The organism is Dechloromonas denitrificans, from assembly GCF_020510685.1.
Classification (GTDB): Bacteria; Pseudomonadota; Gammaproteobacteria; order Burkholderiales; family Rhodocyclaceae; genus Azonexus; species Azonexus denitrificans_A.
Window position 1 is genome coordinate 1,423,925 of the sequence record NZ_CP075185.1, and the last position, 24,880, is coordinate 1,448,804.

The 24,880-nt window shown below is 55.5% G+C and carries 21 protein-coding genes; 6 read left to right on the top strand and 15 right to left on the bottom strand.

What is annotated here, in order from left to right; all coding sequences use genetic code 11:
• Positions 1 to 409: 409 nt before the first annotated feature.
• The 7 genes from KI611_RS06825 to KI611_RS06855 form a co-directional block, all read right to left on the bottom strand.
• Positions 410 to 922 carry an AP2/ERF family transcription factor gene (locus KI611_RS06825; protein ID WP_226419076.1) on the bottom strand — a complete coding sequence of 171 codons (513 nt, stop codon included), beginning with the start codon at positions 920 to 922 and terminating at the stop codon, positions 410 to 412.
• Between the two features lie 18 nt (positions 923 to 940).
• Positions 941 to 1,912 carry a hypothetical protein gene (locus tag KI611_RS06830; protein WP_226419077.1) on the bottom strand — a complete coding sequence of 324 codons (972 nt, stop codon included), beginning with the start codon at positions 1,910 to 1,912 and terminating at the stop codon, positions 941 to 943.
• A gap of 6 nt (positions 1,913 to 1,918) precedes the next feature.
• Positions 1,919 to 3,409: a hypothetical protein gene (locus KI611_RS06835; protein ID WP_226419078.1), complete on the bottom strand. Its 1,491-nt coding sequence runs from the start codon at positions 3,407 to 3,409 to the stop codon at positions 1,919 to 1,921.
• On the bottom strand, positions 3,384 to 6,164 hold the full coding sequence (locus KI611_RS06840; protein ID WP_226419079.1) for a type VI secretion system Vgr family protein: 2,781 nt from the start codon (positions 6,162 to 6,164) through the stop codon (positions 3,384 to 3,386). The genes KI611_RS06835 and KI611_RS06840 overlap by 26 nt, the downstream gene beginning before the upstream one ends.
• Before the next feature lie 397 nt (positions 6,165 to 6,561).
• Positions 6,562 to 7,014 (bottom strand): tetratricopeptide repeat protein, encoded by a 453-nt coding sequence (locus KI611_RS06845; RefSeq protein ID WP_226419080.1) that lies wholly within the window; start codon positions 7,012 to 7,014, stop codon positions 6,562 to 6,564.
• 8 nt (positions 7,015 to 7,022) lie between these two features.
• Positions 7,023 to 8,129 carry a type II secretion system protein gene (locus KI611_RS06850; RefSeq protein WP_226419081.1) on the bottom strand — a complete coding sequence of 369 codons (1,107 nt, stop codon included), beginning with the start codon at positions 8,127 to 8,129 and terminating at the stop codon, positions 7,023 to 7,025.
• Positions 8,130 to 8,320: 191 nt separating this feature from the next.
• On the bottom strand, positions 8,321 to 8,848 hold the full coding sequence (locus tag KI611_RS06855; RefSeq protein ID WP_226419082.1) for a hypothetical protein: 528 nt from the start codon (positions 8,846 to 8,848) through the stop codon (positions 8,321 to 8,323).
• A gap of 377 nt (positions 8,849 to 9,225) precedes the next feature.
• Here KI611_RS06855 and KI611_RS06860 point away from each other — a divergent pair, with 377 nt between their 5' ends.
• The gene (locus tag KI611_RS06860) at positions 9,226 to 9,612 is read left to right on the top strand and encodes a helix-turn-helix domain-containing protein (protein WP_226419083.1); all 387 of its coding nucleotides are present in this window, start codon (positions 9,226 to 9,228) and stop codon (positions 9,610 to 9,612) included.
• Positions 9,613 to 10,051: 439 nt separating this feature from the next.
• Here KI611_RS06860 and KI611_RS06865 read toward each other — a convergent pair whose 3' ends face one another.
• From KI611_RS06865 to KI611_RS06880, 4 genes are all read right to left on the bottom strand, one after another.
• Positions 10,052 to 11,125, bottom strand: coding sequence for a hypothetical protein (locus tag KI611_RS06865; protein ID WP_226419084.1), 1,074 nt, complete (start codon positions 11,123 to 11,125; stop codon positions 10,052 to 10,054).
• A gap of 281 nt (positions 11,126 to 11,406) precedes the next feature.
• On the bottom strand, positions 11,407 to 13,641 hold the full coding sequence (locus tag KI611_RS06870; RefSeq protein ID WP_226419085.1) for a CHAT domain-containing protein: 2,235 nt from the start codon (positions 13,639 to 13,641) through the stop codon (positions 11,407 to 11,409).
• A gap of 456 nt (positions 13,642 to 14,097) precedes the next feature.
• Positions 14,098 to 14,637 (bottom strand): hypothetical protein, encoded by a 540-nt coding sequence (locus tag KI611_RS06875; RefSeq protein ID WP_226419086.1) that lies wholly within the window; start codon positions 14,635 to 14,637, stop codon positions 14,098 to 14,100.
• 76 nt (positions 14,638 to 14,713) lie between these two features.
• Complete coding sequence (locus KI611_RS06880; protein WP_226419087.1) at positions 14,714 to 15,247, bottom strand: hypothetical protein; 534 nt, start codon at positions 15,245 to 15,247, stop codon at positions 14,714 to 14,716.
• Positions 15,248 to 15,382: 135 nt separating this feature from the next.
• Between KI611_RS06880 and KI611_RS06885 the strand changes: the two genes are divergently transcribed.
• A complete protein-coding gene (locus KI611_RS06885; RefSeq protein ID WP_226419088.1) occupies positions 15,383 to 16,387 on the top strand; it encodes a DUF4365 domain-containing protein in 1,005 nt (334 codons plus the stop codon).
• A gap of 343 nt (positions 16,388 to 16,730) precedes the next feature.
• Here KI611_RS06885 and KI611_RS06890 read toward each other — a convergent pair whose 3' ends face one another.
• The 3 genes from KI611_RS06890 to KI611_RS06900 form a co-directional block, all read right to left on the bottom strand.
• Entirely contained in the window at positions 16,731 to 17,198 is a 468-nt protein-coding gene (locus tag KI611_RS06890; RefSeq protein WP_226419089.1) for a hypothetical protein, read from the bottom strand.
• Between the two features lie 35 nt (positions 17,199 to 17,233).
• Positions 17,234 to 17,830, bottom strand: coding sequence for a PIN domain-containing protein (locus KI611_RS06895; protein WP_226419090.1), 597 nt, complete (start codon positions 17,828 to 17,830; stop codon positions 17,234 to 17,236).
• Between the two features lie 455 nt (positions 17,831 to 18,285).
• Complete coding sequence (locus KI611_RS06900; RefSeq protein WP_226419091.1) at positions 18,286 to 18,780, bottom strand: hypothetical protein; 495 nt, start codon at positions 18,778 to 18,780, stop codon at positions 18,286 to 18,288.
• 577 nt (positions 18,781 to 19,357) lie between these two features.
• On the opposite strand from KI611_RS06900, the gene KI611_RS06905 reads away from it, so the two are divergent.
• From KI611_RS06905 to KI611_RS06915, 3 genes are read left to right on the top strand one after another with little or no spacing between them, the layout of a single operon-like run.
• Complete coding sequence (locus KI611_RS06905) at positions 19,358 to 20,329, top strand: ABC-three component system protein (RefSeq protein WP_226419092.1); 972 nt, start codon at positions 19,358 to 19,360, stop codon at positions 20,327 to 20,329.
• Entirely contained in the window at positions 20,329 to 20,571 is a 243-nt protein-coding gene (locus tag KI611_RS06910) for an ABC-three component system middle component 6 (protein ID WP_319002338.1), read from the top strand. The genes KI611_RS06905 and KI611_RS06910 overlap by 1 nt, the downstream gene beginning before the upstream one ends.
• A complete protein-coding gene (locus KI611_RS06915) occupies positions 20,562 to 22,280 on the top strand; it encodes a DUF2326 domain-containing protein (RefSeq protein ID WP_226419094.1) in 1,719 nt (572 codons plus the stop codon). Before KI611_RS06910 ends, KI611_RS06915 begins: the two co-directional genes overlap by 10 nt.
• 230 nt (positions 22,281 to 22,510) lie before the next feature.
• On the opposite strand, the gene KI611_RS06920 is transcribed toward KI611_RS06915, so the two are convergent.
• Complete coding sequence (locus KI611_RS06920; RefSeq protein WP_226419095.1) at positions 22,511 to 23,419, bottom strand: LysR family transcriptional regulator; 909 nt, start codon at positions 23,417 to 23,419, stop codon at positions 22,511 to 22,513.
• A 69-nt stretch (positions 23,420 to 23,488) separates the two neighbouring features.
• On the opposite strand from KI611_RS06920, the gene lysA reads away from it, so the two are divergent.
• Entirely contained in the window at positions 23,489 to 24,739 is a 1,251-nt protein-coding gene (gene lysA / locus KI611_RS06925) for a diaminopimelate decarboxylase (protein ID WP_226419096.1), read from the top strand.
• Positions 24,740 to 24,880: the final 141 nt, after the last annotated feature.

Below are 24,880 nucleotides of genomic sequence, written 5' to 3' on the forward strand. Positions count from 1 at the left end.
CGAAGCATTCGCAAAGTCCGCTTTAGCACTGCAGGTGAGAGGGCTGCTATCTACCAACTCGCCCACTTCGACGTATTTTGTGGCAAAAAAACCTTCGCCCCGTTCCATCATCTCCAGCATTTGGATGCATTGAGGTTCACCCGGGGCACCGAAGTATAAGACTCCCCAGTAGGAGCGCAAAAATACTTCCAACGCAGGACTTAGGTCAGTTGCTTCTCTTCTAGGGCTTTCAAGGGCAACGTTGTGTCGCCACGCTCGCTATCAACGACAGTCCGAGATGCGCCCGATCCCGTCATCCCTAAAACAGAGTGACGAAAGTCAGCAACCTGAATTTGAGCAGTCAGTCATCGGTCGGCATGGCTTCGAATTGCAGCTACTTTGCCTCTACTCAGATGTCGCTGGATTGCCCTTAGCTCGCACCCAATTGAAACCCCTCCGGCACATGCGGCGCATGGTAACCGCTGCACAAGGTCTCCATCTCCTGCCGTGCAGCAAAGGCCAGCAGCCTCGCGCCTTCCTCGCCATGCTTAGAGATCGAAAAATACCGGGCGCTGACCTTGATGCCACGTGGCGGTCGGGCAACCCAGTAATCGGCCGACCAAACCCGTCCCGAACGGGTTTTACTGCGTTGTGTCGTCCGCACGACACCGGCCGCCCCTGAAGTGTTATTGGTCCGTATTTGCGAAACAAACTCTTGCTTGGTCAGCGGTTCCAGTTGGCGAGTTTGCTCATCGCGCCAGGCTTGGGCCGCGATCAGGGCTTCCGCCTGACCGCCGCAGAGGGTAAAGCCGAACCATTGAAGATATCTGGCATGACGCCGCTCGACTTTTACCAGATAGCCCGGATCACGACCTTTCGGGGTCATCAGGCGAATGCCGTACATCACGTGCTCGGGTTCGATGGTTTTGTCTGGTTTGATCACACTTTGCCCGCCCATACATTACAGCGTAGGCGCAGACTGATCCGGCGACCATTGCCAGAACGTGATGCCGTAATCGCCACCAAGAGAGGGCATGGCTTCACCTTGTTTGAAGTAGCGGCGGGAACCGGCCTTGGCCGGGGTGAACCACCAGCCGGTTTCGGGGCAGGGATGGTTGGCGGGGACGTTGGGGCGGCGGATTGCACCTCCGGTTTCCCCTTGCGGACCGCAACCAGTGCCACCGCCGCTATCGGCAACGCGCTCGACCAGGGTCCAGGTGCAGGCTTGGTGGATGCTTGGGTCCTTGAAATAGCCAGAGGGGGTAAGTTCCTCGGGCGTAGGCTGAACGTTGGCTTCCCAGGCTTCATACCCCTTGATCAGGAACTGGGCCGCGCTATTGGGGGCATCGGGGAGGTAAACTCCGTTTTGCGGAACCTTGTCGTCAGTTTTTACCGTGATGGCGTGGTTCAATCGGTAGATGGGCCAACTTGGCGGAGCGTTGAGTGGTCCTCGGCAATCATGGTACCGACTGCTTAAAGACCCGATGCTCCAATTACCTTGCTGGGTATGGAAAATATTTGAGGCGAGTTCAGAAGCGATTCTTTCGTTTCGGTCGTACTCCGACTGGAACGGTTCTGGCATCCATTCGATATCGTAATCGCGGTTGACGCCGGCAAATGATGACGTGACGTTTCCAGCCAGTGCGAGACCTTCAAAGTCTCCATGACTAAGTCGGATGTACCCGTTGAAGACTCCCTGTAATGAAAATTGCAGGTTTGGAATCACCCGCTCGCCCCAGACGGCGTCCGGCTGTTTCCATAGCGGTTGATTCCGGTAATCCGGCGGCAGATGTTTCATGAACTCGCCAAGCGCATTCTCGGCAGCCTTGACGCAAGCTTCAAAGGCATCGCGCATCTGTCCGAAGTAATCGAGGGAGCTGTATCGTTCGAGCAGGTAGATTTCCTGCGGAATCAGTGGGGCGGGCTTCAACATATATTCTTATCTCCAGTTCCGTTCCAGAATAGGCACGCCGACGAGGTTAACCTCGATGTCGCCGTCGTCGTAGCCCCAACCGGTGAATTCGCGTTTGCTGGCGTGTTCGGGATTGAGCAGTTTGGGATTGACGGCGATCTGCTCGTGGCCGCCTTCGAGCCAGAAGTAGTTGCCGCTGTTGTCGGCAGGAACGGGGATTCCCTTGTCTTCAAGACGCTGCGAGGCTGCCTTGCCTCGCCAGACCGGCATACCCTTGCCGGGCGGCACGGTGTAGGTCAAGTATTCGCCATTGCTGTTCCAGTGCTTCCAGACGGCGAAACGCTCGCGCCATTCCGGTTTGGCGTGCAGGGCATCGAATTCGTCCTTGCTCATCCAATAGACGGCATTGTCGTTCGACTTGGCGTCGAGTACCCGATAGAGCACCGTGCCGGGCTGCAGGATGTCGGGAGTGATGGTGCCGTGGAAGGTTGAAAAGACATCCCGCAATGGCTTGGGCGCTGTGTTGCCGATATCGAAATGAGTCGCGGGGATGGTAGGCGGTACTTCCGCTGCTTGATATGTCCCTTTCTTCCCAACCTTCACCCACTCCGGTTTTGCCTTCCTCAACTCCGCAATTTCCTCATCCAACTGCATCCGCGTCGAACCATGCGGATTCGGCACATTGGTGCTGGCACGGTGATTCACACGGCGTTCGACATCAAGCCGCTGGGCCAGTCGATTGAGGTAGTTCTGAACCGGCGCCAGGGCATCGGCCATTGCCTTGTTGGCTTGTTCCCGAACTTTCTTGACCGTTTGCAGTAGCTGGCCGGCCTGGGTTTGCATGGCCGTCGTCCCCCATTTCTTCACCAGGTCGAGCAACTTGTTCAGGGCGCCGATGGCGGTGTCGAAGGCGACGCTCAGCTTGCCGACAGAAAGACTGCTGGAGACCGTACGCAACTGGTCAGCCAAGTATTTGTAGGGACTGTCGATTTTCAGCGCCTTGAGCGTCTTGCGCACTTCCGGGCGGGCCAGGAAATCGTTCAGTTTGCCGATTCCCTTTTCCACGAAAGGCTTGCTAGCCTTCCACATGTCGGCGTCAAGCGCCACCTTTCCAGCGCTGAACATGGCTTTGCGTCCGTAGGCGAACATCACCTTGAAGCAGCCCTTGACCAGACTGCCCAGCGTCGGGAACAGTCCAATGAGGGTGAGCGCCAACGCTACCCAGGCCCACCGGTTACTGTTGTCCTGATTGATTTTTTTGCAATTGGCGACCACATCCCGGATATCGCAGAGCTGATCAACCAGCGGGATCATGGAGATCACGGTTCCGGTTACGACTTGTGCGGTGCTTTGTTCTTCAACGAAGTCACCTTGCAGGACGATCCAGATCCACTCGGCCGCCGCCGACAAATCCTGTTTTGCGCTGCCCAGCCAGCGCGAGGGGGCCGCCGCATACCATGCCAAGGCATTTTCAAGGTCATTCCACATAGCTTTACCCAAGCTTTCCTCGTGCGGCATTAATCAACTGATCAAGCGCATCCCAAGGAGAGCCTTGTTCCGGCTGCCGGGGTTCGTACTCGACGTACTGAGCAAGCTTCGGCACATTTTCGTGGTGGGCCTGGCCGGCGCCATCGAGTTTTCCGCTGATGATTGAGCCGTCTTCAAAATGAATCTTGTAGCCTTGCCCGGCAAGCGCATCCCCATCGGCATCCATGTGCGAAATGTCGATCCAGTTGGATGCTTCCTGGGCTTTCCCTTCCGGCAACCGCTCCAACCCCGCCGCCCCATTTCCCGGCCCCACAAACGCATTCCCGCCGCCCTTCACTGAGAACGTCCCCGGACAGGCGAAGGTGATGTTGCTGCCTTCCAGCGTCACCGAAGATTGCCCGGCCTGCAGCACGATCTTCTCTTTCGCCAGGATATGAATCTCGTCGTTGCTGCTGGTGATCGTCACCGACTGGTCGGCGAGGATTTCCATCTGGTCGGTGTTGGCCTGGATGGTGTGGCTGCCGGCGGCGGCGATGCTCTTGATGCCGCCTGAATGGCTGAACCAGCTGGCCCCGGCGCCGACGGTGGTGGCGATGGTGTGGGCGCTGGCGATGTGCAAGTCCTGCTGGACAGTGGCGTGCAGGTGGCCGCCGGCATAGAGCAGGGTGCTGGCCGGGGTGGACAGGCCGATGTCGCTGGGGGCTTCGTTGAGGATGATCGGTTCGGCGAAGCGTTCGGTCGGCTCGCCAAGTTCGCGGCTGCCGGGCCGGGCTTTCTGCGCCGGCTGACCGCCGACGCTGGCGGTGAATTTGCCGTCCTGCTGGGGGTCGATCGTCTTGATGAATTTCGTCTGCTCGGCATTGCCTTTCAGTGGCAGGGCGGTTTGGCCGCTGGCGGCATCGGACAGGGCTTTGGCGGTTTCTTCGGCGGCTTTCAGTTGGGCGACCGTTTCGGCGACGTCCATCTGCGTGCTTTGCCCGTTCGGGCGGGCGGTGGCCGAGATCAGGATGCCCTCGCCAGCGCGTACGGCGAGCCAGGCATCGCTCCGGAGTTCGAAGCCGCTACCGCGCCACGCCCCCCGGCTGGCGCTTTCCGGGGCCTGATGGATGAGATGGCCGAGGCTGAGCTGGCCGGCGTTCTCGCTGGTCGCCAGGCGCGTGCGCGACTGGCCCGGCGAGTCGTCGAGCACCCACTGGTTATGGCCTTCTTCGAAATTGTGGCTCATCCAGCCGGAGAGCACTCCGGGGTGATTGGCCCCGGCTTCATGGCCGGCACTGAAGGGTGGCAGGTCGGCGCCGTTGTAGGCTTGGCCGACGATGATCGGGCGGTCGATGTCGGCGCCCAGGAAGTCGACCAGCACTTCGCTGCCGATGCGCGGCAGGAAATGGCTGCCCCAGTTGGCGCCGGACAGCCATTCGGCGACCCGCACCCAGGTGCCGGACTGGTCGTTGCCCGGCGCATTGCCGGTCTTGCCGGCCCCGGCGGTTTCGGTCAGGCCGCCGGCATTGGGGGTGGCGCCGCGTTGCCAGGGGAACTGGATCTTGATCCGATGATCGCGCTCGGTGGTCAGCACGGCATCGGGCAGGCCGACGACATGGGCGGTTTGCGAGCGGGCCTGCGGCTTGGCGATGGGTAGCGGCACGACGGGCACCGTCGCCGGCTGGGCGGTGCACCGGTTGCGGTAGCTGCCGCTTTCGATATCGGTGCTACCGAGCAGTGCGGCGGCCTGGGCGCCGAGATTGTTGGCGCCGTGGTGGTCGACGCCGAGCACGGTGAAGCGGGCATCGTCGCCGCTATAGGAAGCGTGCTGGGTCAGCGTGAAGACGGTGCCTTCGGCCAGTTGGCGGACGCTGCCTTCACCGGTGAAGCAACGGTATTTCGCTTCGTGGGCGGCGAGCAACAGGTCGGTGCGCAACTGCGCGGCGCTGCTGTCTTCGAAGCGGTAGGCTTGCGAGGCATCGTGGATTTCGAGGCGCGGCAGTTCGCCGTTATCCAGCGCACTGGTGGCTTCGGCGCCGGTGGCGACCAGTGTCTTGTAATCCCAGCCGGCGAGCGACACGGCATTGGGCTGGACCGAGCGCTGTTCCTGCCAGACCTGGATCGTGTCGGTGGTTTCGGTGGCGGCGCTGCGATGGAAACGGATGTCCGGCTGGGCGGCAACCGGCAGTTCGCTGTCGCGGTCGAAGATGACCAGTTGATGGCGGGCGTGGCTGGCGTCATCCCCGGCACTGGCCGACTGGTCGTGGCTGAAGCGGTAGGACAAGCCTTCTTCGGCGAGCAGGCGCTGAATGAAGGCCAGGTCAGTTTCACGGTACTGCGTCGCCGTGCTGTACTGGCGCAGTTTCTGGGTGACCTGGCTGGTCCACTGGGCGGGCGGGTAGTCGGCGAAGATCTGGGTCAGGATGTCGATGACCGTCTTGTCCTGGAACAGGTAGTTGTCGCGGCGCAGGCCGAGGAAGGCGAGCCAGGGTTCCATGATTACCCGGTAGCGGGCCAGGCCGCCATCGGCCCCCAGCTGCAAGGCTTCGGTGACGTAGCCATGCCAGGACCGTTTGCTGCCGTCGGCCTGCAACAGCCGCAGGGTGATTTCCTCGCCGATCAGCGCCTTGAGATCGAGATAGGCGTTGGTGGACAGACAGTCGATTTCAAAGCGGAAGGTTTCCGAGACGGCTTCCCGGCCGGTGAAGCGTTCGACGAGCAGCGAAGCGTCGGGGAGTGCGGTGGTGATTTCCAGCAGGCGGGCGTGCTGGGAGAGGAAGATGTCGGAGAGGGAAGATAGGGACATCGGCGCACCGGATATGCCAAAAGGGTGCTCATTGTATTATGACGACGGCAATGTCGCCATATCGTTTGGCGGTTTGGCATTGACGGAACAGGCCGGGTTGGGGGCGCTACTTTCGGACGGTCACCGATTCACCGAGTGTTTGCTGTCCGGGGGGGCTGCTGACGTTCATTTTGTGTGTTTTCCGGCAATTGGATGGCCGACTTCACCCAGATGACGGATCAAAATTAGTCTTGGCAAGAGAGCTTCACTGTGAGCGTCAAAGGGGCGCGGTACTTCTAGGTGCAATGATATTGAGCAAAGGCTGGCTGCATAGACGCGAGGCTTGCAAGGATGAGGCAGTGGAGGCTTTGGAATTTCGCGCAGACACCACGTTGGCTAGTGTCACGTTGGCAGTAACTCAACGTCGGCTCTTCTTCTGGCCCCGAAAAACTCCTTCGCCCCGGTCCATCATGCCGAGCATGCGCGCCGATTGTTCATCACCTCGATCAGCCGAGAAAATAAGCATTTCGCGAGCTTTCGGGATGTCGACCTTAATGCCCGCCTTGCCCGTCGCGTAAGCCATGCCAAGTACAGAAATGGCATCCTCAAATCCGCCATCAATGGCCTTTTGCAGCCACGCCACAGCCTGTCGCCCATCCTCCTTCACGCCTCTGCCAAGGAGGTACATCGAGCCGAGAACAGACATGGCCTGGACATTGCCCAGTTCGGATGCCTCGATCATTAGCGCCAGCGCTTTGTCGTGCTCGTTTGCCTCCTGAAAGGCCAATGCCTCTGTATAGGCAGTAATTGACCGAGCTTTGTTCAGCAGAGCGCCGTTGAGAGTGACCAGGTTCTTGATGAAGTTCAACATCGCGGTGCTTATAAGCCGACCTTGGCGAAAGCTGCCTGCAATTCCCCTGCTGTCACCGCCACCAAGGTATCGTCCGTCGTTGGTGTCGCGTTGTCAGCGCCTCGCGACAGTATGGTGAATGCGATGGCCCCAGGCAGTGTTGTGGCTGATATGGGCGACGTGACGGGCGTGTATTCAAAGGCGGCCCCCCATGGGTCGGGTGCAGTCAGATTGGTTGCGAACCAAAGCGCATTTGGTAATGGGTATTGCATTGCACCCGCGGCACCAGATCGAAGGGACACCGCATTGGCAATGATTGCTCCCTTCATTTGCTCTGTCGTCGCAATGATCGCGGCGCGAGAATCCTTCAACGATCCGTTTTGTGTAAGGGGCGCCAATAGGTCATTCGGTGTCAGCGCGAGCAGAACATCATCGAACCGATTGCCGGCGATCTCGGAGAAATCCTTCCGGACATACTGACTGTCGTTATCTGCGTTGGCTCGTTCATCGGCACCCGTTCCGGCTGTGGAGGATCTCGCCCCTCCGGCCAGAAAGGCACCAAAGCCATTCTTACCATGGGAAACGATCACCGCCACCGCTGCGCAAGGATTGAACGCTAGCCCATTGCTGCAGTCGTTGATCTGGTTGCCAGCAGGGGCTTGGCCGAGCACACCAGGGCCACTCGAATGCAGTGAGATATAACCCCGCATACCTGGGATTGTCCTGAGATTCAGGTTTGTGGCGCTGGCTACCACTTGATAGGAGAATTGGTTGAAGAAACCATCGGCAGCCGTCTCGGCGGCCAAGCCTAATGAGACCCATGGGACCAAACCCGTTACGACGACAGCGGGTGCCGCACCTGTACTGATAATTCCGGTGCAAGTCCCTGGCGTTGCGGCCTCAACGCCAAAGTTGGCATCGCCTGCGGCAAGCGTCGGATCGGCGGGACACGGGAGCCGACTATTGCGGGAAATGAAGTTGGTCAGTGCCGACCGAATCGTTTCCTCTTTCACCCTAGTCGCCGCTTGGCGCTGCGAATCGACTTGCGCCATCAGCAAACTCATTCCGGCCCCCAACACCAAAGCCATGATCACCAACACAATCGAAATTTCGACGAGGGTAAATCCACGGGGCATTCGAGGCTGGAAGGAAACGGCAGTTCTCATGCTCGAATAATAATGCATCTTCGAATCACCCTCTTTACATCTACGCAATCAGCGATCATCCGAGGAGTGCCCGAAGCGAAAGTAGGTGGTTATGAATAACGAATGATCGGGAATAATGAGGGGCTACTGGGGCTGCGAGGGAGCGCAAAGTAGCGTAGCCGCTACTCCTTACACTTTACAGCTCGCTTGACTAAAACAGATCCATCTTTGCGTGTGACAGCGGTTACGTGCGGCATGTCCATCACTGACGGATCTTGAGCCGCTAACAATCGTTCGCGGCTATTAGCCCGCTCTTGCTCGTTAACAGATTCGCCACCAAAGTAAAAGTGGAGATACTGAGTAGGTTGAAGCCTAGGGACGTGAAGTACATTGGCACTCGGATCGAACCTAAATTGAATTGGAATGTATGGTTGGCGTTGCAACAATGTCTTCTGACCAGAGGGAATCATCTGGTCTCTCTCGTCCCCGTACTCTAGGGTGATCGTACCCTGTGTCGTGAAATGATCTACCGCAAACGCGATCTCGATGTCGGTAGCATCGGCTTTTGTATCGTTGCGAAGGAGTACTTCGACGTCTACGCAACGTCCGTTCTTGTCACGAGTGCTCGCAATCTCAGCGATAACGCTTGGTTCGAGGGCATTGTAGATCAGAGCGAATGAGCCAATAACTGCTGTGGAAGCGAGGCCCATTGCCCACTTCTCGGCGTCTGTCCAGTCTCGGTTGAGGAAGCCCACGATGTGCCTACTAACGAAGATGTAGAAAAATTATATTCATGCCGGAATCGTGCCGTGAACCATATGGAATAACAAGACTCCAACCGCTATTGGGTTTAGGAAAGCACCATGGCCTGTTACAAAGCAATTGACACCAGTTTGAGGTACTTGGTGATGGAATCGGGGAGGCAATTGCTACCGGGCTGTTTCGAATATGCCGTATATCACCTGCTCCACCGCGAATTCAACCTTTCCCGCTTCGATATCGCCCTGCCATCTACCTCCCCCAATACTGTGAGTTGTGTCACCAATAGCGGTGATGCTCTTCTCAACCCACAGTATTGGAGGTTTACATGTCGAAAATGACAGTCGCTCAATTCCTTACCATCAAGATCAACGAATCAGGAAAAAGCCAGAAAGAGATTGCTACCGAGATTGGATACGATTCTGCCAACGTCATCACGATGTTCAAGCAGGGGCTGACCAAACTTCCGATTGATACCGTCGGTCCAATCGCTCGCGCGCTTAACGTTGACCCCGTGTATCTCTTGCGATTGGTTTTCAGGGAATACCACCCCGCAACGTTCGAAGCGGTGGAACACGCGCTCGGCACGACCATCGTTACCGAGAACGAGCGCAAGCTACTCGATCAGTTCAGGCGCAGTACTGAACATTCTGATCCAGAAATGCTGGTCTTCGGACCGACACGGGCAATCGCGCTAGTGCTTGCCGACAGGTAGCTGTCACTGGGTATAAGGATTAGTCGAGGCAACACGAAAATATTTCCAACATAGGGCATCAAGAGGGTGACGTGGTTCTAGGGCTACCCCCTCTTGACCTTATCCGAATCGGCCATCGTCCAACAAGAGCCTATCGTGTTCTGAAAATATCCATATGCATTGTCGGCTTGCTGATTAAAAAAATGTCTCTCTCGATACCACAATGTATCGGTGCTGTTCCGACCACAACGGCCGTTGGCCTGACGCGCCCTATCGGGCAGCAATCCGGCGATTTGCCGCCGTTGAGCCCTGATAGGTCGCGAACGGCAGCTTTCCTATCTGGCGAACGCGTACTCCGAGTGCACTAAGCGGCCAGATGGCGGGTGTGAAAGCTGTCTTTCAATTTTTGACGTCGCCAGTTTGCTAAGGTTAATTTCGTGATGTACCGGGGATCGATGAGTTAATTACCTTCTTGGTTTAAGGGAACTCGAGGTGTCACTGAAAAGTGGCTTGATGCGTGCCCAAAGCACTTAGATTCAAGCACAGGAATTCCATGGGTCTTGAAATATGCTTGAATAAAGTTCCTTTTATGAGGGCTGCAACGAGGATCTATTGTGACGTTTGAAATGAAATCGGGCTGTAGCGGGAGACTGATACTGTCTTTACACACAAGTTTTTGCCTGAGAGCTTCTTCGCGCAAAATGGCTCTAGCGTAGGCCAGCATTGCGGAATCATGCTCTGGAAGGGAGATATTGGTATCTGGGCGTGCAAGCATCTCCTGCAGACTAATAGCTGCGGTAGCTAGTGTTGATGGGGTGTATGGGGAATAGGTAAGCACTAATCTGATCTCGGATTCGTGCGCAAATGAAGAGTCTTTCAATTCCAAAGCTGAGAATCGATACTGCATTGAGCGAAAACTATCTCTAGCGCTCATAGCAGTCAGTGACTTGTGCGGCACAATCTTTCCAGCCCCATTAAGCTTGTCGTAGGCACGTCGCCGTCGATCAATTTTCCTTCCAATCGAACTGAGATCATCGTATTGGACGGCTGATATCTTGCTGCTGTTGAGAAACTGCCCCGACTGCGACCCACTGGTAATGGCTGGTCTGGGGTCCGCGTCAACCGCGGCAAGTGCGTTGGCTGCCTGTCCGAGGCTAGCAATAGTAGTGGTAATTTGAACGGACGAATGGTCAGTTGAGTACAACGCCCACATTGCCACCGACTCTTTTGTCATTGTCCAAGAGGACACATAGCTGCGACTTGCAATAGTGCGCTGGTGTTCGACAAATTCCGCCTGGCTACGAAAGACACGCGTTATCCCAGCACAAGGACCTGCTGAAACCGCAAGTAGGTCAATTGCGGCGTCGAGTCCTTCATTTGGATCTTCAAAATTTGTCGTAAGCGGCACATATAGGATGTTCTCTGAAACCACTTGAGCCGCGGAGAAAAAATCAACAATTCGATGAACTTGTTGCGTTCGGCTAAGCCCGCTAATTGTCGGTGCTGGATCGTCGTAGGAAGGAAACAGAGCCATTGAGACCTTACTCCGTGGAGAGTAAGCGCCGTGACGCCTAGGATCGAAAGACTATCCCTTTGGGATTCGATTATCAAGGCAAGCAACGTTGCTAGGGCCAATGACAGCGTTGAATAGAAGGGCACCGAAGGCCGCTTCTAGGCGGTTGCAGGCGCATGCTGTGTGAGTAGGACGTCCTAGGCAGCTATGCGCCCAAAGCGAGCGTCACTTTGGAGGATTGGCCACTTCCGCTTTGGGCGCGTGCGGTAGTGAACTCGGCCAGCCAGTGACCTGAGCTGCCGCTACACATTCGCGGTCGTTGAATGTAGTCCTCGCTCGGCAAGAACCTGTTCGGGATATTTTCCGACAATGATAATGCTTTCAGGAGCACCAAGCTGTGTGTGTTTCATTGCTTCGGTCATCCCCGCCCACCTTTCGACATCTTCTTTCAGGGAACCCAAAGTCCTTCCCGAGCAAGTCGCCAGCTCCTTCAAGAACGCCTCAAACCAGTGAGCTTTGCGACCATTGATTGCGACGTTTGCCGTGAGTAACACGTTATGGAAATCGTCTTCGCTAAGTGACAAGCGAGCATGGCTCATTAGCCTGCGAAGCACCTCCGTGCAGTGAGACATTCGCAACATGCCAGACACAACTTCGCGCCAAGTGAGCAACGTCCTGTACTTAAGCGCATCGGGAACAAACTGTGCGAGTCGTAAACTCATCCTCCCGCTGAATACTGCTGCTTCCAGCGCTCGTATTGGGAGAATGGTAGCAAGCACAGCACGTGCGCCAAGCGCAAAAGCCGCAGTGGCGACAGAACTATGCGATCCATCTATGGGCTGGGTGTCGCATGCGCTGAACATAACAATCGGTGGCATTTGAATTCGGTTCTTGAGATCCCATGGATTCAAGGAGGCACCACCGATTACCAAAGTGCCCATCCCCAAGGTTTCGTCAAATCGACCGTGACAATCAAAAACGACAATCGCGCCCTCGTAATCGTTCACAGCTGCAACGAATTCACCCTCATTCTCAACGTCAACGATCCGATACCGTATCTTCTGAGATGGCTCGTTCGTTGTGACAATATTGGTCGCTCGCTCAAATAGAGGTTTGAGCCGATCGTCCGGCGCAAATGAACGTATGACGAGGATTTCCTCGAATCTTTCTTGTGGCAACACTATTGGAGGTAGGGAACACTGCTGCAGGAACATGTTCCCTGGAAGAGGATTAAGGCGCGACGTGTCGTAACGAAGGCCCAACGGAAGACCATCGGTGGGTAACAGCTCAAGCGGCAGGTCGCTTACGAGTTTCATGCCCTCGACTTGCCCGTTCCTTGCCGGCGCATCGATACGCTGGAGAAAGGGGGGGGCGATTAGTGACCGCATCTTTTGTCCTAACCTTGTCATGAGACGGGAAGTCTTCCACTCGATCCTTCTCTGCGCTTCTGCTCTTGTGCAGTCTGCAAGCATCTTCAGGTCACCTCGAATCGAATTGAGCCTCGGTTCAAGACGTAACACTGGAACAAGAGAAGCCGCCGCAAGCAGTGACAAGCCGGAGGTAAAAGTGCGCATGTCATCCCCCCGCAGCTGGTTCATAGCCAAGTAAAGCTTTCCGACTGCAGGTTTGCCGAACTCGTCCACCTTGACCGAGTCGAAGTAGGTCTTCGCCTGCACGACTGACGCATAAGCGAGCTTGAGGTCTTCGCGGACTTCTGGTGCCGACTCTTGGACTAGTGCCCTCCAGTTCTCGTAGTGCCCCCAGTACACGCTTGCTACAGCCAATACGTAGCGGTGGTCTCGTGGCACATTTGGCATGCCCTTAAGTAAGCGCTCGCGCTCCTCAGCTACTGCGTCGGCGCTTTCGCAAATTCGGCTTATGTAGGTCTCGGAGCTGTTGTCGGCCATCAAAGGCTGGCTTATGGGCTTGCTTCGGTGAAACTTCCATCCGAATGCCGCTAACGCGATCTCGTTAGGCATCACAAGATTGTGGTGTCCAGCCTGGAGGTGGTGCTTTCTCGGACGAACCTGGGGTTGAGCCGCTATGAGTTGTCTTGCTTGGCGCACAAATGCTTTCCATTCATCTCGACTGGCTAGCGCGTCCAGCACTTCTCTTGTGTACTTGGAGATACCGTTTGTGAATAGGTCTCTTATGCTGATGTGGCTACCACCCGGAATTGATGAAGCATGAAGGACCGGCGTTTCGACATCCTTGAGAATCAAGTCAACTGCATCCGCCACCGTGTCGTCGTTGGTCAAGAAGACCTGAAACGGTGTGCCAACCATCCGGTGGACTTCAGCAACCGCGTCGATACTGATTGGAGTAACAACTGGCCAGATTCCCCGGAGAAGGCGCTGAACCAGCACAAAACTTCGATCGGAGTGAGGTTCGCGAATGTCGGCGGGAAGCGTTGCAGCCACCATTAGAGGTTCCGCCGCGGCATGAAGTCCTGGGGTGTACCACCCCAGCGGGCTCGCTTCCTCCATATTCTGGGGCAGATGAGGAACAAAGTAGAACACCTTGAACCTACGTTCCATAGCAGTTATTAGCGCGTAGGCTCGCCCCTCTTCGGGAGACAGCCCACCGAAGAGCTGTTCGGACGGCCCATCCACTGCGGATTCCGTACTGCGTTTTCGTTTGTTTCTTCGTTTCGTCAAGACAATCTCCGTCACTAACTTCCGATTAAGTCTCGACCGCAGCCAACGCGGAAACACCTCAGCCGTTGTCGCTGCCCATATGCATAGGCTCGTGCGGCATCTGTCGGTGGCCGGAGCCGCGATACGTGGTTCGCGGCGGGTCCGACTACTATAGCGCCGAGGGGATAAGCATTCATTGAGTCTTATTTTCTAGCTTGGTGGATTCGGACATTAGAGGCCGCCGCGCATTGTGAATGATGATGCCCAATGTGCTCGCTCAGGGGCGACCGGAGGCTGAAGGCCGAAGGGAACCGAGATACGCAGCTTCTCGGGCGCCCTGGAGCGGCGGGGTAGCCATCATTTGGAAAGCTCAGCCCGAATAAAAGTTGCAAGCGGTTCTCCGGCGTTCCATTTCTTTAGATCGACGACGGTGCCACCGTACATATTCTTGGCGCGCTTTAGCGCTCCTTTTCCATCGCAGGTCAGGACAACTGATACCGTCGATCTCGCGGCAAGCGAGACGTCGGCCTCATTTTTGTATAGACCGGTGGGTCTCATGGTTGGGCCAACCGAAGACCTCTCCGCGCGGAGAACCGCCAACTCTTCCTCGCTTGCAAAACGCCCACAATCAAAGCCAGCGACTCGTTGTTGCTCCGGCGGTAGAGATTCATCGTTGAACCCAAAATACGTATCGGTAGAAATAATTTTGTCATTCAGAGCGGCCTCGACATACTGACGTTTGTCAGGGGGCATTTGAGCGATTTCAAATTCCGCTTCCTTTGTTATCTGAATAGAAAATTGATCGCTAGGAAATTCCAAGTGCAAATCAATGCCCCTGTCGAAGAATGCATCCCAAGCGTTGCTGTCGACAAACAGAGAAATCGGTATGGTGCTCATGATGGCCAACGTAGAAGTGAGCGTCCTGCGCGGCTCTTTGCGCAGGTCCGCTCGACTGCTGGGTTGGGGGTAGGTGTCACGAGCCCACCCCTTTAAGTTGAAGTTCGACCTTTAGAAAGGACTTGGACAAGCGAGCTAGGTCGGATAAGTAGCTTCGTGCGATGAAACCTTCCACGCCAGAAAATGGTTTTCCCGCTGAGTCCGTGGGATATCGGTACCGTTGGTCAAGGGTTTTGTGGTGTTCATCAATAAGTGCCTCCAGCTCGGGAAATAGTGCCAAGTTACCGAGAGCTTCAACGCCAAAGGGAACTTCAAACCGAAAGTTTTCGCCGGGAAGAGCTTGCTCATACTCACCGACGAGGTTCACCAAGTTGTGGGTCTTTGGTGGTTGCCGATTCCTCGCCTTTGAAATTGCACCCTTGAGAAACAGTTCAATGGCATGGCGGCAGAGATGAAGAATTACTCGACTGTTGGAGTACTGAGGCGTGTAATCGTCGTTGACCATTGCTTCGCAAAGAACGCGACTGCCCTCAAGATAGCTGCGTGCCAAAGAGAAATACTGATCCGGAACAGATAGGCAGTCCATTTCAGAAGAGTGAAGCATCTTCACGGCTTGCTACCCCCAACAGTTATTCAGCGGCCCCACCGGTCCGCATATTGATAATCGTAAAACATTGGTATTTGTACGGGATGTTGATGTGCTGTTGTTCTCGCGTCGGTCTTTGTGCAAAATGACCTGGTCCTAATGCTTAGCTGGCTCATATTGCTGATGTACTCAAATTCTCAGAAAGAAGCTGTCGGCATAAGGGTTGTCGCCACATTTGTGCGTGAGCCGTGGGCGTGCGGTTGGCAGGAGTATGAGGCCAGAAACGACAACGGGGTAGACGGGGTCGTGATTATGCGCAAGGGGCAAAGGGAGACCGGCGGTCTTGTTTTTGTCCAGGTCAAGTGCGGCGGAAATGGGTATCGTCAGGATCAGCAGCAGCACCCCGATAAAGTTGGGGTCAGCCTCGGCGGCAGCTACTTAATAAAACACAAGAATCGCTGGAAGGCGGTAAACGGTCCTTGCGTCATCGTTTTCGTCGACGACGCCGTGGATAAAAAGAATCCGCCTGCGTGGTGGGCCGATCTGAAGAGCGAGGATACGTACTCGAAGACGAATTCTGGCTTGCTTCTCATTCCGAAGGGGCAGCGCTTTGGCTCCCACACAAAAGGTGATTTTCATCGTTTGTGTGGTTCCGGACCTATCGACAAGACACTACCGGTTATCACGGCTGAAAGGGCTGATCTGATCATTCCAGCCGCCAATCAGACAATGCATAAAGCCGCGCGGGGCTTCTACAAGCAATGGTCGATTGATGCATATGCCTCTCTGACGGGCAATCCATGCATCGGGCATGTACTAGTGAATCGGGTCGGCTGGCGCCATATAACTGGTCAGAGCCGGTTGAGGGAGCGCCAGTTTCAGAGTCTTACGCTGCTCGGAATCGCGAAACGGATGGTTAACGAGCTAGACGACGTCGAAATGCTTGGACGGGCATCCGTCGAAGCGCTGGGTGGAGGAGATCAGAAGATAACTGACCATTTGGGACTGCGCGCCAACGTAATTTTTCCGCATCGGCACCAGGCTGTAATCCAGGTTGTACTTCGGCGGGAAAGAGTGATTACTACATCAGCATCTACGCCGCCACAGCAGAAAGTTTGGTTTCTTTCGGTTTATGAACTACGCCGAGGAGTCAAGCAAGAGTAGGTGTGCGCTAGCCCAACCAGTTGAGTACTAACGAAGCGTCAGTTCAAGCCGGCCCCTAGAAAACCAACCTGTACCTACTTTGGAGTCTGACACGCAATTACTCTCCAAAAGTTGCGCCGCGCACAATCGCAGTATGGCAGATCGCTGGTCGCTTTGCAGAGAACACTCAACGGTTGTGCAAGCGCAACATGGAGATGATGGTTACGCGACTGAATCGCCCCGTATTTCGTAGATGGTTCTGATCGTCGGCTTGGCAACTAAACCGGCCGGATTGCTCGACGGATCTGAGCGGCGGCTTTGGCCGACTTTCAGACGATAACACCGCCGAAAAATCCACTCCAGCTTAGTTTTCAGGAATGCTAACCTGGACAATTGCCAAGTATTTATCCCCGGCCACATCACCTTTGATCTGGGTAACGTACTTGGCCTCAAGTCTTCCAAGTAGATCTCGTTCTGTCTCGCCAATTAGGACGACTAGCACCTTATTTCGGCGTGGGTCCAAGCCTTCGATCTGACCAACCAGGCGATCAAATTCGGTTTTCTTCTTCAAATTGACCTTCAACTCGAAAGCAAGCTCGTCGCATTGAAGGATACCTTGCCACTTGAGCCAGATATCGATTGTAGTGCCTCGGTGCCGATATTCCTTCTCCAGCTGAGTATCTGCAGGCAATACTTCGCGAAGCACAGCAAGGAGGTTATTCCGGTATGAAATTTCGGACTTTAGCCGTGGCGGATTCCACTGGCTCACAACCTTTGAAATGACCTGCAACAACCCGTTCCAGCTCACTTCAAGCTTTTCGATTTTCTTCATTTTGGAAATATTTGTAAGTAATCCGGCAGCTCAATTCAGTTCGGCAGAGAGTAGCTAACCCCGCTCTCAGTCACAGTCACATGCCCCTGCTTCTGCAAAGCGGCCAGAAGAGCCTCAATTTCAGGCTCAGAAAGCGACTTCTGAAAAATACTGTTGATCGTGCTGCCCAGGGTTTTTAACTTCCGTGGCTTCGATGCACCCCGACGTTGAAGATCAGCAACAACAATCTCCACTCGCTCAGCCGGTGACTTAGAACATGCTGCCTTGACGATTGGAATCTCGGTAACGTCCTTGGATCGACAAGCCAATATCTTCTTGGCTTTCAGGTGCTGGATTAGCGGATCAAATCCCTTGTCGGCAGAAACAATATGGAAGTACGCACCGGGTTCAATTCCTGCCAACACCCCGATGTAAAACGCAATGTGGAAGTCCAACGCATTTGAACCGTTGCCGGTGATCTTGATGTACTCAGCCCGATTTCCCATCTGCTGCAGGGTATCAGCAACCTCGTAAGTGACCTTTGACTGGTTGGCACCGACAAAGACGAGAACCTTGACGTGTTCCTGATCTAGGACAGCCATGGCTCCTGGCTGGACGTTTTCATAGTCGATCAGAACATAATTGGTTTTCAAGGTAGTCGGCCTCGGTAATAACGATGGCATTCTAGCGCCATGCATACTGATTGGGCCGACTCCTGAAGTCCTTCGCGTACTTCGACGATTAGGACCCGCCTGACAGGAAGAGTCCATGGATCTGTGACTGTCTCAGTTGTGCCCTGAAGTGGCATCCGTCGTGACGGCGGTCCACCGGTCGGTTTCTGAGTGGAGCGGTCGTACAGCCTAAAGACTGACTGAGTGCTGCTCGGCCATAACGGCCATTGGCCTGAGGCGCTCAATCGGGCAGTAATCCGCCGCTTACCTGCCGTTCATCCTTGAGAGGTCGGGAACGGCAGCTTTCCTTTCTGGCGAATGCGTACTTCGTGCCCTTTGCGGACATCGGCCAGTTGGGAAAGCGGACGCTCAGGAACGTTTGAATTCACCGGACGCGCGCCGCAGGCGCGAGGTCCGGTGGAATGATGGGTTGGGCGTCATGCGTCAGCCTCGACGAGAGATGGCTCGCACGAGCGCAGGATGCCACGAACGGTTTGAGCCAGAGCCGTGTGGTCAAAATCCTTGGGCTTGCACTTAGCCGTGGCTATTCGTTCGATCGATGAAACGAGCGCATCGCCAAGCATTTTCAACTGCTCAGACGTGGATAGGTGCTTGACTGCCTTCCACTCCAACTGCCCAACGGAGATGAATGTCTTGTGCTTTGGCCGGTAGCTCATGTAGTTACTCATTGAAGTGAACCACGTCCCCCACTCCTCCAACTCACCGATCTCGAACCCAAAGCGGAACTCGTCGATTGAGTCCCCAAATGACATTGCCAACAGTTTGCCGGCTACAAAATCTTCAAACTTTGGAATGCTCACCCGCCACAACCCGGTTTCTGGCGGTGCGCCGTAGTAGACAGGGCGATCCTTTTGCGAATGCCCGGCAAAGATAACCTCCCCGCCGCATGTGACCTGGATACTGAATTTCATGACGCCCAACAGTTATTCACGAGCAGAAACGTCCGGGTTATTGCTAATAATACGGACACGATTGAATCGCCTGTAAGGTTTTGAATGACATGGAGATTATCCTATGCGGGTCTCCTTATCAATCAAGAATCATACGGACAGAGCCAAGGTCGGCTATGCGGCGTTTTCTTGAGTGGCTGCTCCTGGCCGATTGGGTGAGCTGGCACGCGCGCCTTTAAGCCGACATTCGCTAAAACCTAGAATTTTGAATGGCCGAAATGCGGAACGGGCATCACTGAGTACAACCAGCCTTTTGAACGCCCTCGATACGGGCGTTCAAAAGGCTGCTCCACTCCGAAACCTGCCAGACGACCTACGACTTTTCGTCAGATAATGCGGGCGTTGGCGCATCGCACAGTATCTGTCTGCCACAGGATAGTTAGCAGCCATCAATGCCGGTTTAAACTGAAATAACGAATGACTAAATCCGACTGCGGCACCTAGCGCATAGGGTGAATACAGGTACTAGGAGGGGTGGGCAAGCATCAAGTAGAATGCCAAGTAAATTCCACACCGGCATACGGTAGACAGGGGGAGCGTGACGCCGCAACAGAAGGCACAGTACCGGATGTTGTTCCAGAACCGGCTTTCCAAGCTGGCAGGAATGGCGTTTCAGAACTTCTTCTCCGAAATCATGGGGTACGCCAACCCCAACTTCCAGCCGGTCAAGCCCCAGGGGAATATCGGCGACCGCAAGAACGACGGCCACGATCCCCAAGCAGGTCAATATTACCAAGTCTATTCTCCGGAGGTATTCGATGAGTCCTCGGCTATCAAGAAGCTGGATGAGGACTTCGCTGGACTCATGGCTTACTGGGGCGACAAGACGCTATATCCCAATGGTGTGCAGGAATTCTGGTTCGTCTTGAACGATCACTACCGCGTAACGCCGGGCGGTTACCCGACGACCATTGCCACTCTCGAAAAGCTCAAGCAGGCCCATGGCCTAACGGCATGCGGCCTGTTTCTCGCAAAACACCTTGAGGACGTGCTGCTGGGGCTGCCGGAGGATCAGATCATCGCTGTCGTCGGGTACGCGCCGAACCCGGCTGATCTCAAAGTTCTCAAGCTCGACTTGGTACACGAGATCGTGACGCACATCATAGAAAGCACGACGCCTCAATCTTTGAACCAATCGCTCGTCGATCCCGACTTTGAGGAAAAGATCACGTTCAACCAGTTGGTGGCTACCGGGGTATGGTTGCGCAATGCCAACTATCGATGCGGAACGCTGGAGGAATATTTCAAAGCCAACAGCAATTTTACCCGGCAAGAAGTGCGGAATCGATTAAAGGGCATCTATGAAGCGAGCGCGACCATAGATTTCCCTGGCAGCGGCGGAGATGCCACGTTGGCAGACCAGCGACTTTTTTATATCCTCAAGGAAGTCACTCCGACCCCGCCAAAACAAGATAGGCGCTTTGAGAAGGAGCTTCAGGACGCGGCTCTTGTCATCCTCGCCTACTTCTTCGAGTCCTGCGATGTCTTTGAGGAGCCAGTCGCGTGCTGATGCCGGACAAGCATATCCGCTTCGCCGAATCGTTGATTGGGTTGGGAAGCTTCGTCCTGGAAGTGCTGGACGAGCCCCGTAGCATCGACGAATTGTGGGTGCTGTTTGGGCGACACCGAAAAAGCGGCAAGTACCCGGCCCCGCATTCCTTTGAAAATCTCGTCCTGGCCGTAGACGCACTCTACGCAATCGGAGCGCTTACAGAGGACGAGCACAACGGGGTGTTAAGTCGATGCGGTTGATCTGCCTGTCTGCCAATCGCGAAAGCTTCAAGTCGGTCAAGTTCAACGAGAGCGGCCTGACACTGATCGTTGGATCGAAGACTCGGGAGGGCCAGACCTACAACGGCGTCGGGAAGTCGCTCATCGTCGAGTTGCTACACTTCTGCCTTGGATCCAGTAAGAACGGGGAGTTCGAGGCCAAGATTCCCCAGTGGGAATTCACGCTTGAGTTCGAGCTTCTGGGACAGCACCACACAGTGTCGCGCAACACATCCAAGCAGAACATCATGCTGCTGGACAACGTGGAAAAGAACGTCACCGCGTTTAACGTATGGATGGAGGATAGGCTGTTTTCAATTCCGGACGGCGTGAAGAGCCTGACGTATCGGGCGCTACTTCCCAAGTTCATGCGTCGAGGACAAAAGGAGTACGTAGAGCCACTGGAAACTAGCGACCGCAGTGATTACGACATGTTGGTTCGGAATGCCTTCCTGCTCGGCCTAGAGGTTCATTTGGTGGCTCGCAAGGCTGAACTACGCGACGAACTCGTGCATGTCCAGCAACTGCGCAACAACTTCAAGACGGATCAGCTCCTTCGGGACTTCTACTCCGGCGGCAAGAATGCGGCGATTCATCTCGGGCACCTTGAGACGCAGATCAAGAAACTTGAACAGGATCGAGAGAAATTCGTCGTAGCCGAGAACTACTTCGACCTACAAAATTCGGCCGACGAACTGTCAGAGCAGATTGCCAACGACACGAACACGACATTCCTTTTCCGAAGTGCCGTTGAGAACATCAACAAGAGCCTCAACGAGCAGCCGGATGTCCCGCTGGCTAGACTCCAGACTTTGTATGGGGAACTGACCCAGGCATTCAAACCGGAATCGCTCAAGCGCCTAGAAGACCTATCCGACTTCCATAGGCGTCTATTGACCAACCGCGTTGCTCGCTTGAGCCGCGAGAAGCTGCGCCTGTTGGAACAACTCAAGGAGTTGGAAGTCACGCTCAGGGCAAAACAGGCTGCTCTCGACAAGCACATCCAGACGCTTGGCCAAGCCAAGGCGCTCGACCAATACACGGCGCTGGTCAATCAGATCGGCGAGTTGAGCGCTCAGGCGCAGAAGCTGCGCGACTACCAAAACATCGACCGGGAATACAGCAACAAGGAAGCCGTCCTCAAGGGAAAGATGAGTGATGAAGTGATCGCGAGCAACACGTACCTTGAAGAGACTCGCGCAGTGCGCGACGAACACACGGGCGTCTTCAAGGATTACGTGGCGCGGTTCTATCCGAACAAGGTCGCTGGCATCTCCGTCAACAACAACGACGGTGACAACAAGACGCGCTTCGACCTGGCCGTGCAGATTGAGGACGACAGTTCGGACGGGATCAACGAGGTCAGAATCTTCTGCTACGACCTGTCCATTCTTTCCCTGAAGCAGGGCCACAAAGTGGGCTTTGTATTCCACGACAGCCGTTTGTTCGCCAACATGGATGTTCGGCAACGTGCTGTGCTATTCAAACTCGCTGATGAAGTCACTACCAGATTGGGTTGTCAGTACATCGCGACACTCAATCCCGATTTCATATCTGGCATGGAAGCCGAATTCACCGAGGCTGATTTCCAGCGCATCTTCACCGACAACATCGTTCTGACCCTAAAGGACGATTCGGCGGCCGGCAAGCTGCTAGGCGTTCAGGTGAATATGCATTACGACAAGAAGTAGCTCACTGGGCCTTCCTGCGATAAATTTGTCATAGCGATATGTGATCTCCGCCGAACAGCACTCAGCCAGTTACCGCGCTGGGCGACTGCTCCGATCAAAAACTTGCCACAGGATTGCTGATTTCGATCTCGATGTCGGTGCGCCCGGTCAGCTCTTTCTTGCCGCCAACTTGGGCAATGGCCCCGCGTAGCTGGTGGTAGGACTCGATCCGATTCTGTGAGCTATGGAACTCATAGCGAGTGATGGTGGTTCAAGGCGGCGCAGGCTTTGCGGACGGTGTCTGCGAGAACGCCCTGCAGGGGGTGCGGAGCTGCGATGTCCGGAAGAAGCATATTCACCTGGTAACCGATGGCAACGGTAAGCGGCCGCACTACTAGGTCCGGTCCGCTGAGTTCCAGTGCGGTGAGCGGGTTTACGATGGCAACGCCCAGGCCCTGACGCACCATGGCGCAGACGGCCACTGCGCTCGTGGTTTCAAGCAGGGTTGCGCGATGTACTTTAGCGTCCTCGAACATCGCATCAATGGCGGTTCGATACGGGTCGCCAACCGCGAGACTGATGAAGCGCTCGCCTGTAAAGTCGCGTGGTTGCAGTCGCGCCTTGCGGCACAGGCTGTGATCACGTGGCAAAACAGCCACTTCATTGACTTTCAGTAAGGGCTGCAAGGCAACTCCAGCAGGTGCCTCTTGGGTTTCACTCAGTCCCAGGTCAAAACGCTGTTCACTCATGGCTTGCTCCAGCCAGGGCGACTCTAAGGGATGCACGCTGACTCCTAGTTCAGGATGTGCATGTGAGAGATATACCAGTGCGCGGGGTACCAAGGCATGGGCCAATGCCGGCAAACACGCAATGCGCAAGCGACCTGTCGCTTGCGTGCGCAATTCGCTGGCGCGCGCTGCGATCTGTTCCAAGCCTATAAACGAGCGTTCTACTTCCTGCATCAGCGCAAGTGCCCGCACGGTAGGTCGTAATCGGCCCCGCACCCGGTCAAAAAGGTTAAACCCCAGTAACTGCTCCAGACGACCCAGCTCGCGACTCAAAGTGGGCTGGCTTGACGCGCACGCGTCAGCTGCACGCCCCAAGTTGCCGTGCAGCATGATGGCGCGAAAAATCGTCAGCTGGCGATGAGTTAAATTCATATCAATATTGAATAGCTACACAATAAGAATAGCATTGATTGAATTAACTATGAAGGGGATCATCCACCCATGAACCCTTTTACTCCCGCTACCATCGCTCCTTTGGCCCAGCAGTTCGGTACCCCGCTGTGGATCTATGATGCCGACACCATTACGCGCCAGATTGCCGCTCTGCGGTTGTTTGACGTAGTGCGTTTCGCTCAGAAAGCCAACTCCAATACACACATCCTTCGCCTCATGAAGCGACAGGGCGCAGTGGTGGACTCGGTGTCTTTGGGTGAAATCGAACGCGCGTTGGCTGGTGGTTTTACGCCGGGCTTGCACAACGGGCACGCAGACATCGTGTTCACGGCCGATCTGCTGGACCGCGCTACGCTTGCGCGCGTGGTGGAACTCAATATTCCCGTGAACTGCGGCTCCATGGACATGCTGGACCAATTGGGTGCGGTCAACCCAGGGCACCCGGTGTGGCTACGCATCAACCCAGGTTTCGGGCATGGCCATTCCAAGAAAACAAATACCGGTGGCGAGCATAGCAAGCATGGCATCTGGCATGGCGACCTAGTACGCGCCTGCGAAAAGATCCAGTCCAACGGCCTGGCCTTGCAGGGCCTGCACATGCACATCGGCTCAGGCGTGGACTACGCGCACTTGCAGGAAGTGTGCGGTGCCATGCTGAAGCTGGTAGAGGTAGTGAATGCGCAGGGTTTGGACCTGCACGCCATCTCCGCGGGCGGCGGTCTGTCCGTTCCCTACCAGGCCGGTGAACCCACGATTGATACGGCGCACTACTTTTCATTATGGGATGCAGTGCGCCATGCAGTGGAACAACTGCTGGAGCACCCAGTGAAACTGGAAATAGAACCGGGCCGCTATTTAATGGCTGAGTCCGGCGTGCTGGTCACCGAGGTACGCGCCACGAAGCAACAGGGCGCCAACCATTTTGTGATGGTGGACGCCGGCTTCAGTGATCTGGTTCGCCCGGTCCTATACGGCGCCTACCACGGCATGGAGTTGATCCACTCTGATGGCACAGCGGTTAATGGCCTGCAGTTTGACACGGTGGTTGCCGGACCTCTGTGCGAGTCGGGAGATGTGTTTACGCAGGGAGACGGTGGCGTGGTGTTGCACCGCTCCTTGCCGCAGGCGCAGGTGGGAGATCTGCTGGTGTTGCACGACACCGGTGCGTATGGCGCCTCCATGTCATCGAACTACAACGCGCGCCCGCTGATTGCCGAAGTGCTGATGGAAAATGGTGAGCCCCGGCTTATTCGACGAAGGCAGACGGTGGCTGAGCTGCTCGCGCTGGAGGCGGTGTAAGGCAGCACACAATGGCCTTGGCAACGTAACCTGAGGACCTCGATGCTCTCGTGGCGGGGCTTGATCTTGGGTGACGGAAATTTCTGGGGTTCCGGCTTACAACCCCTACATCAGAGCATACGACTGCTGACCTGCCCCATT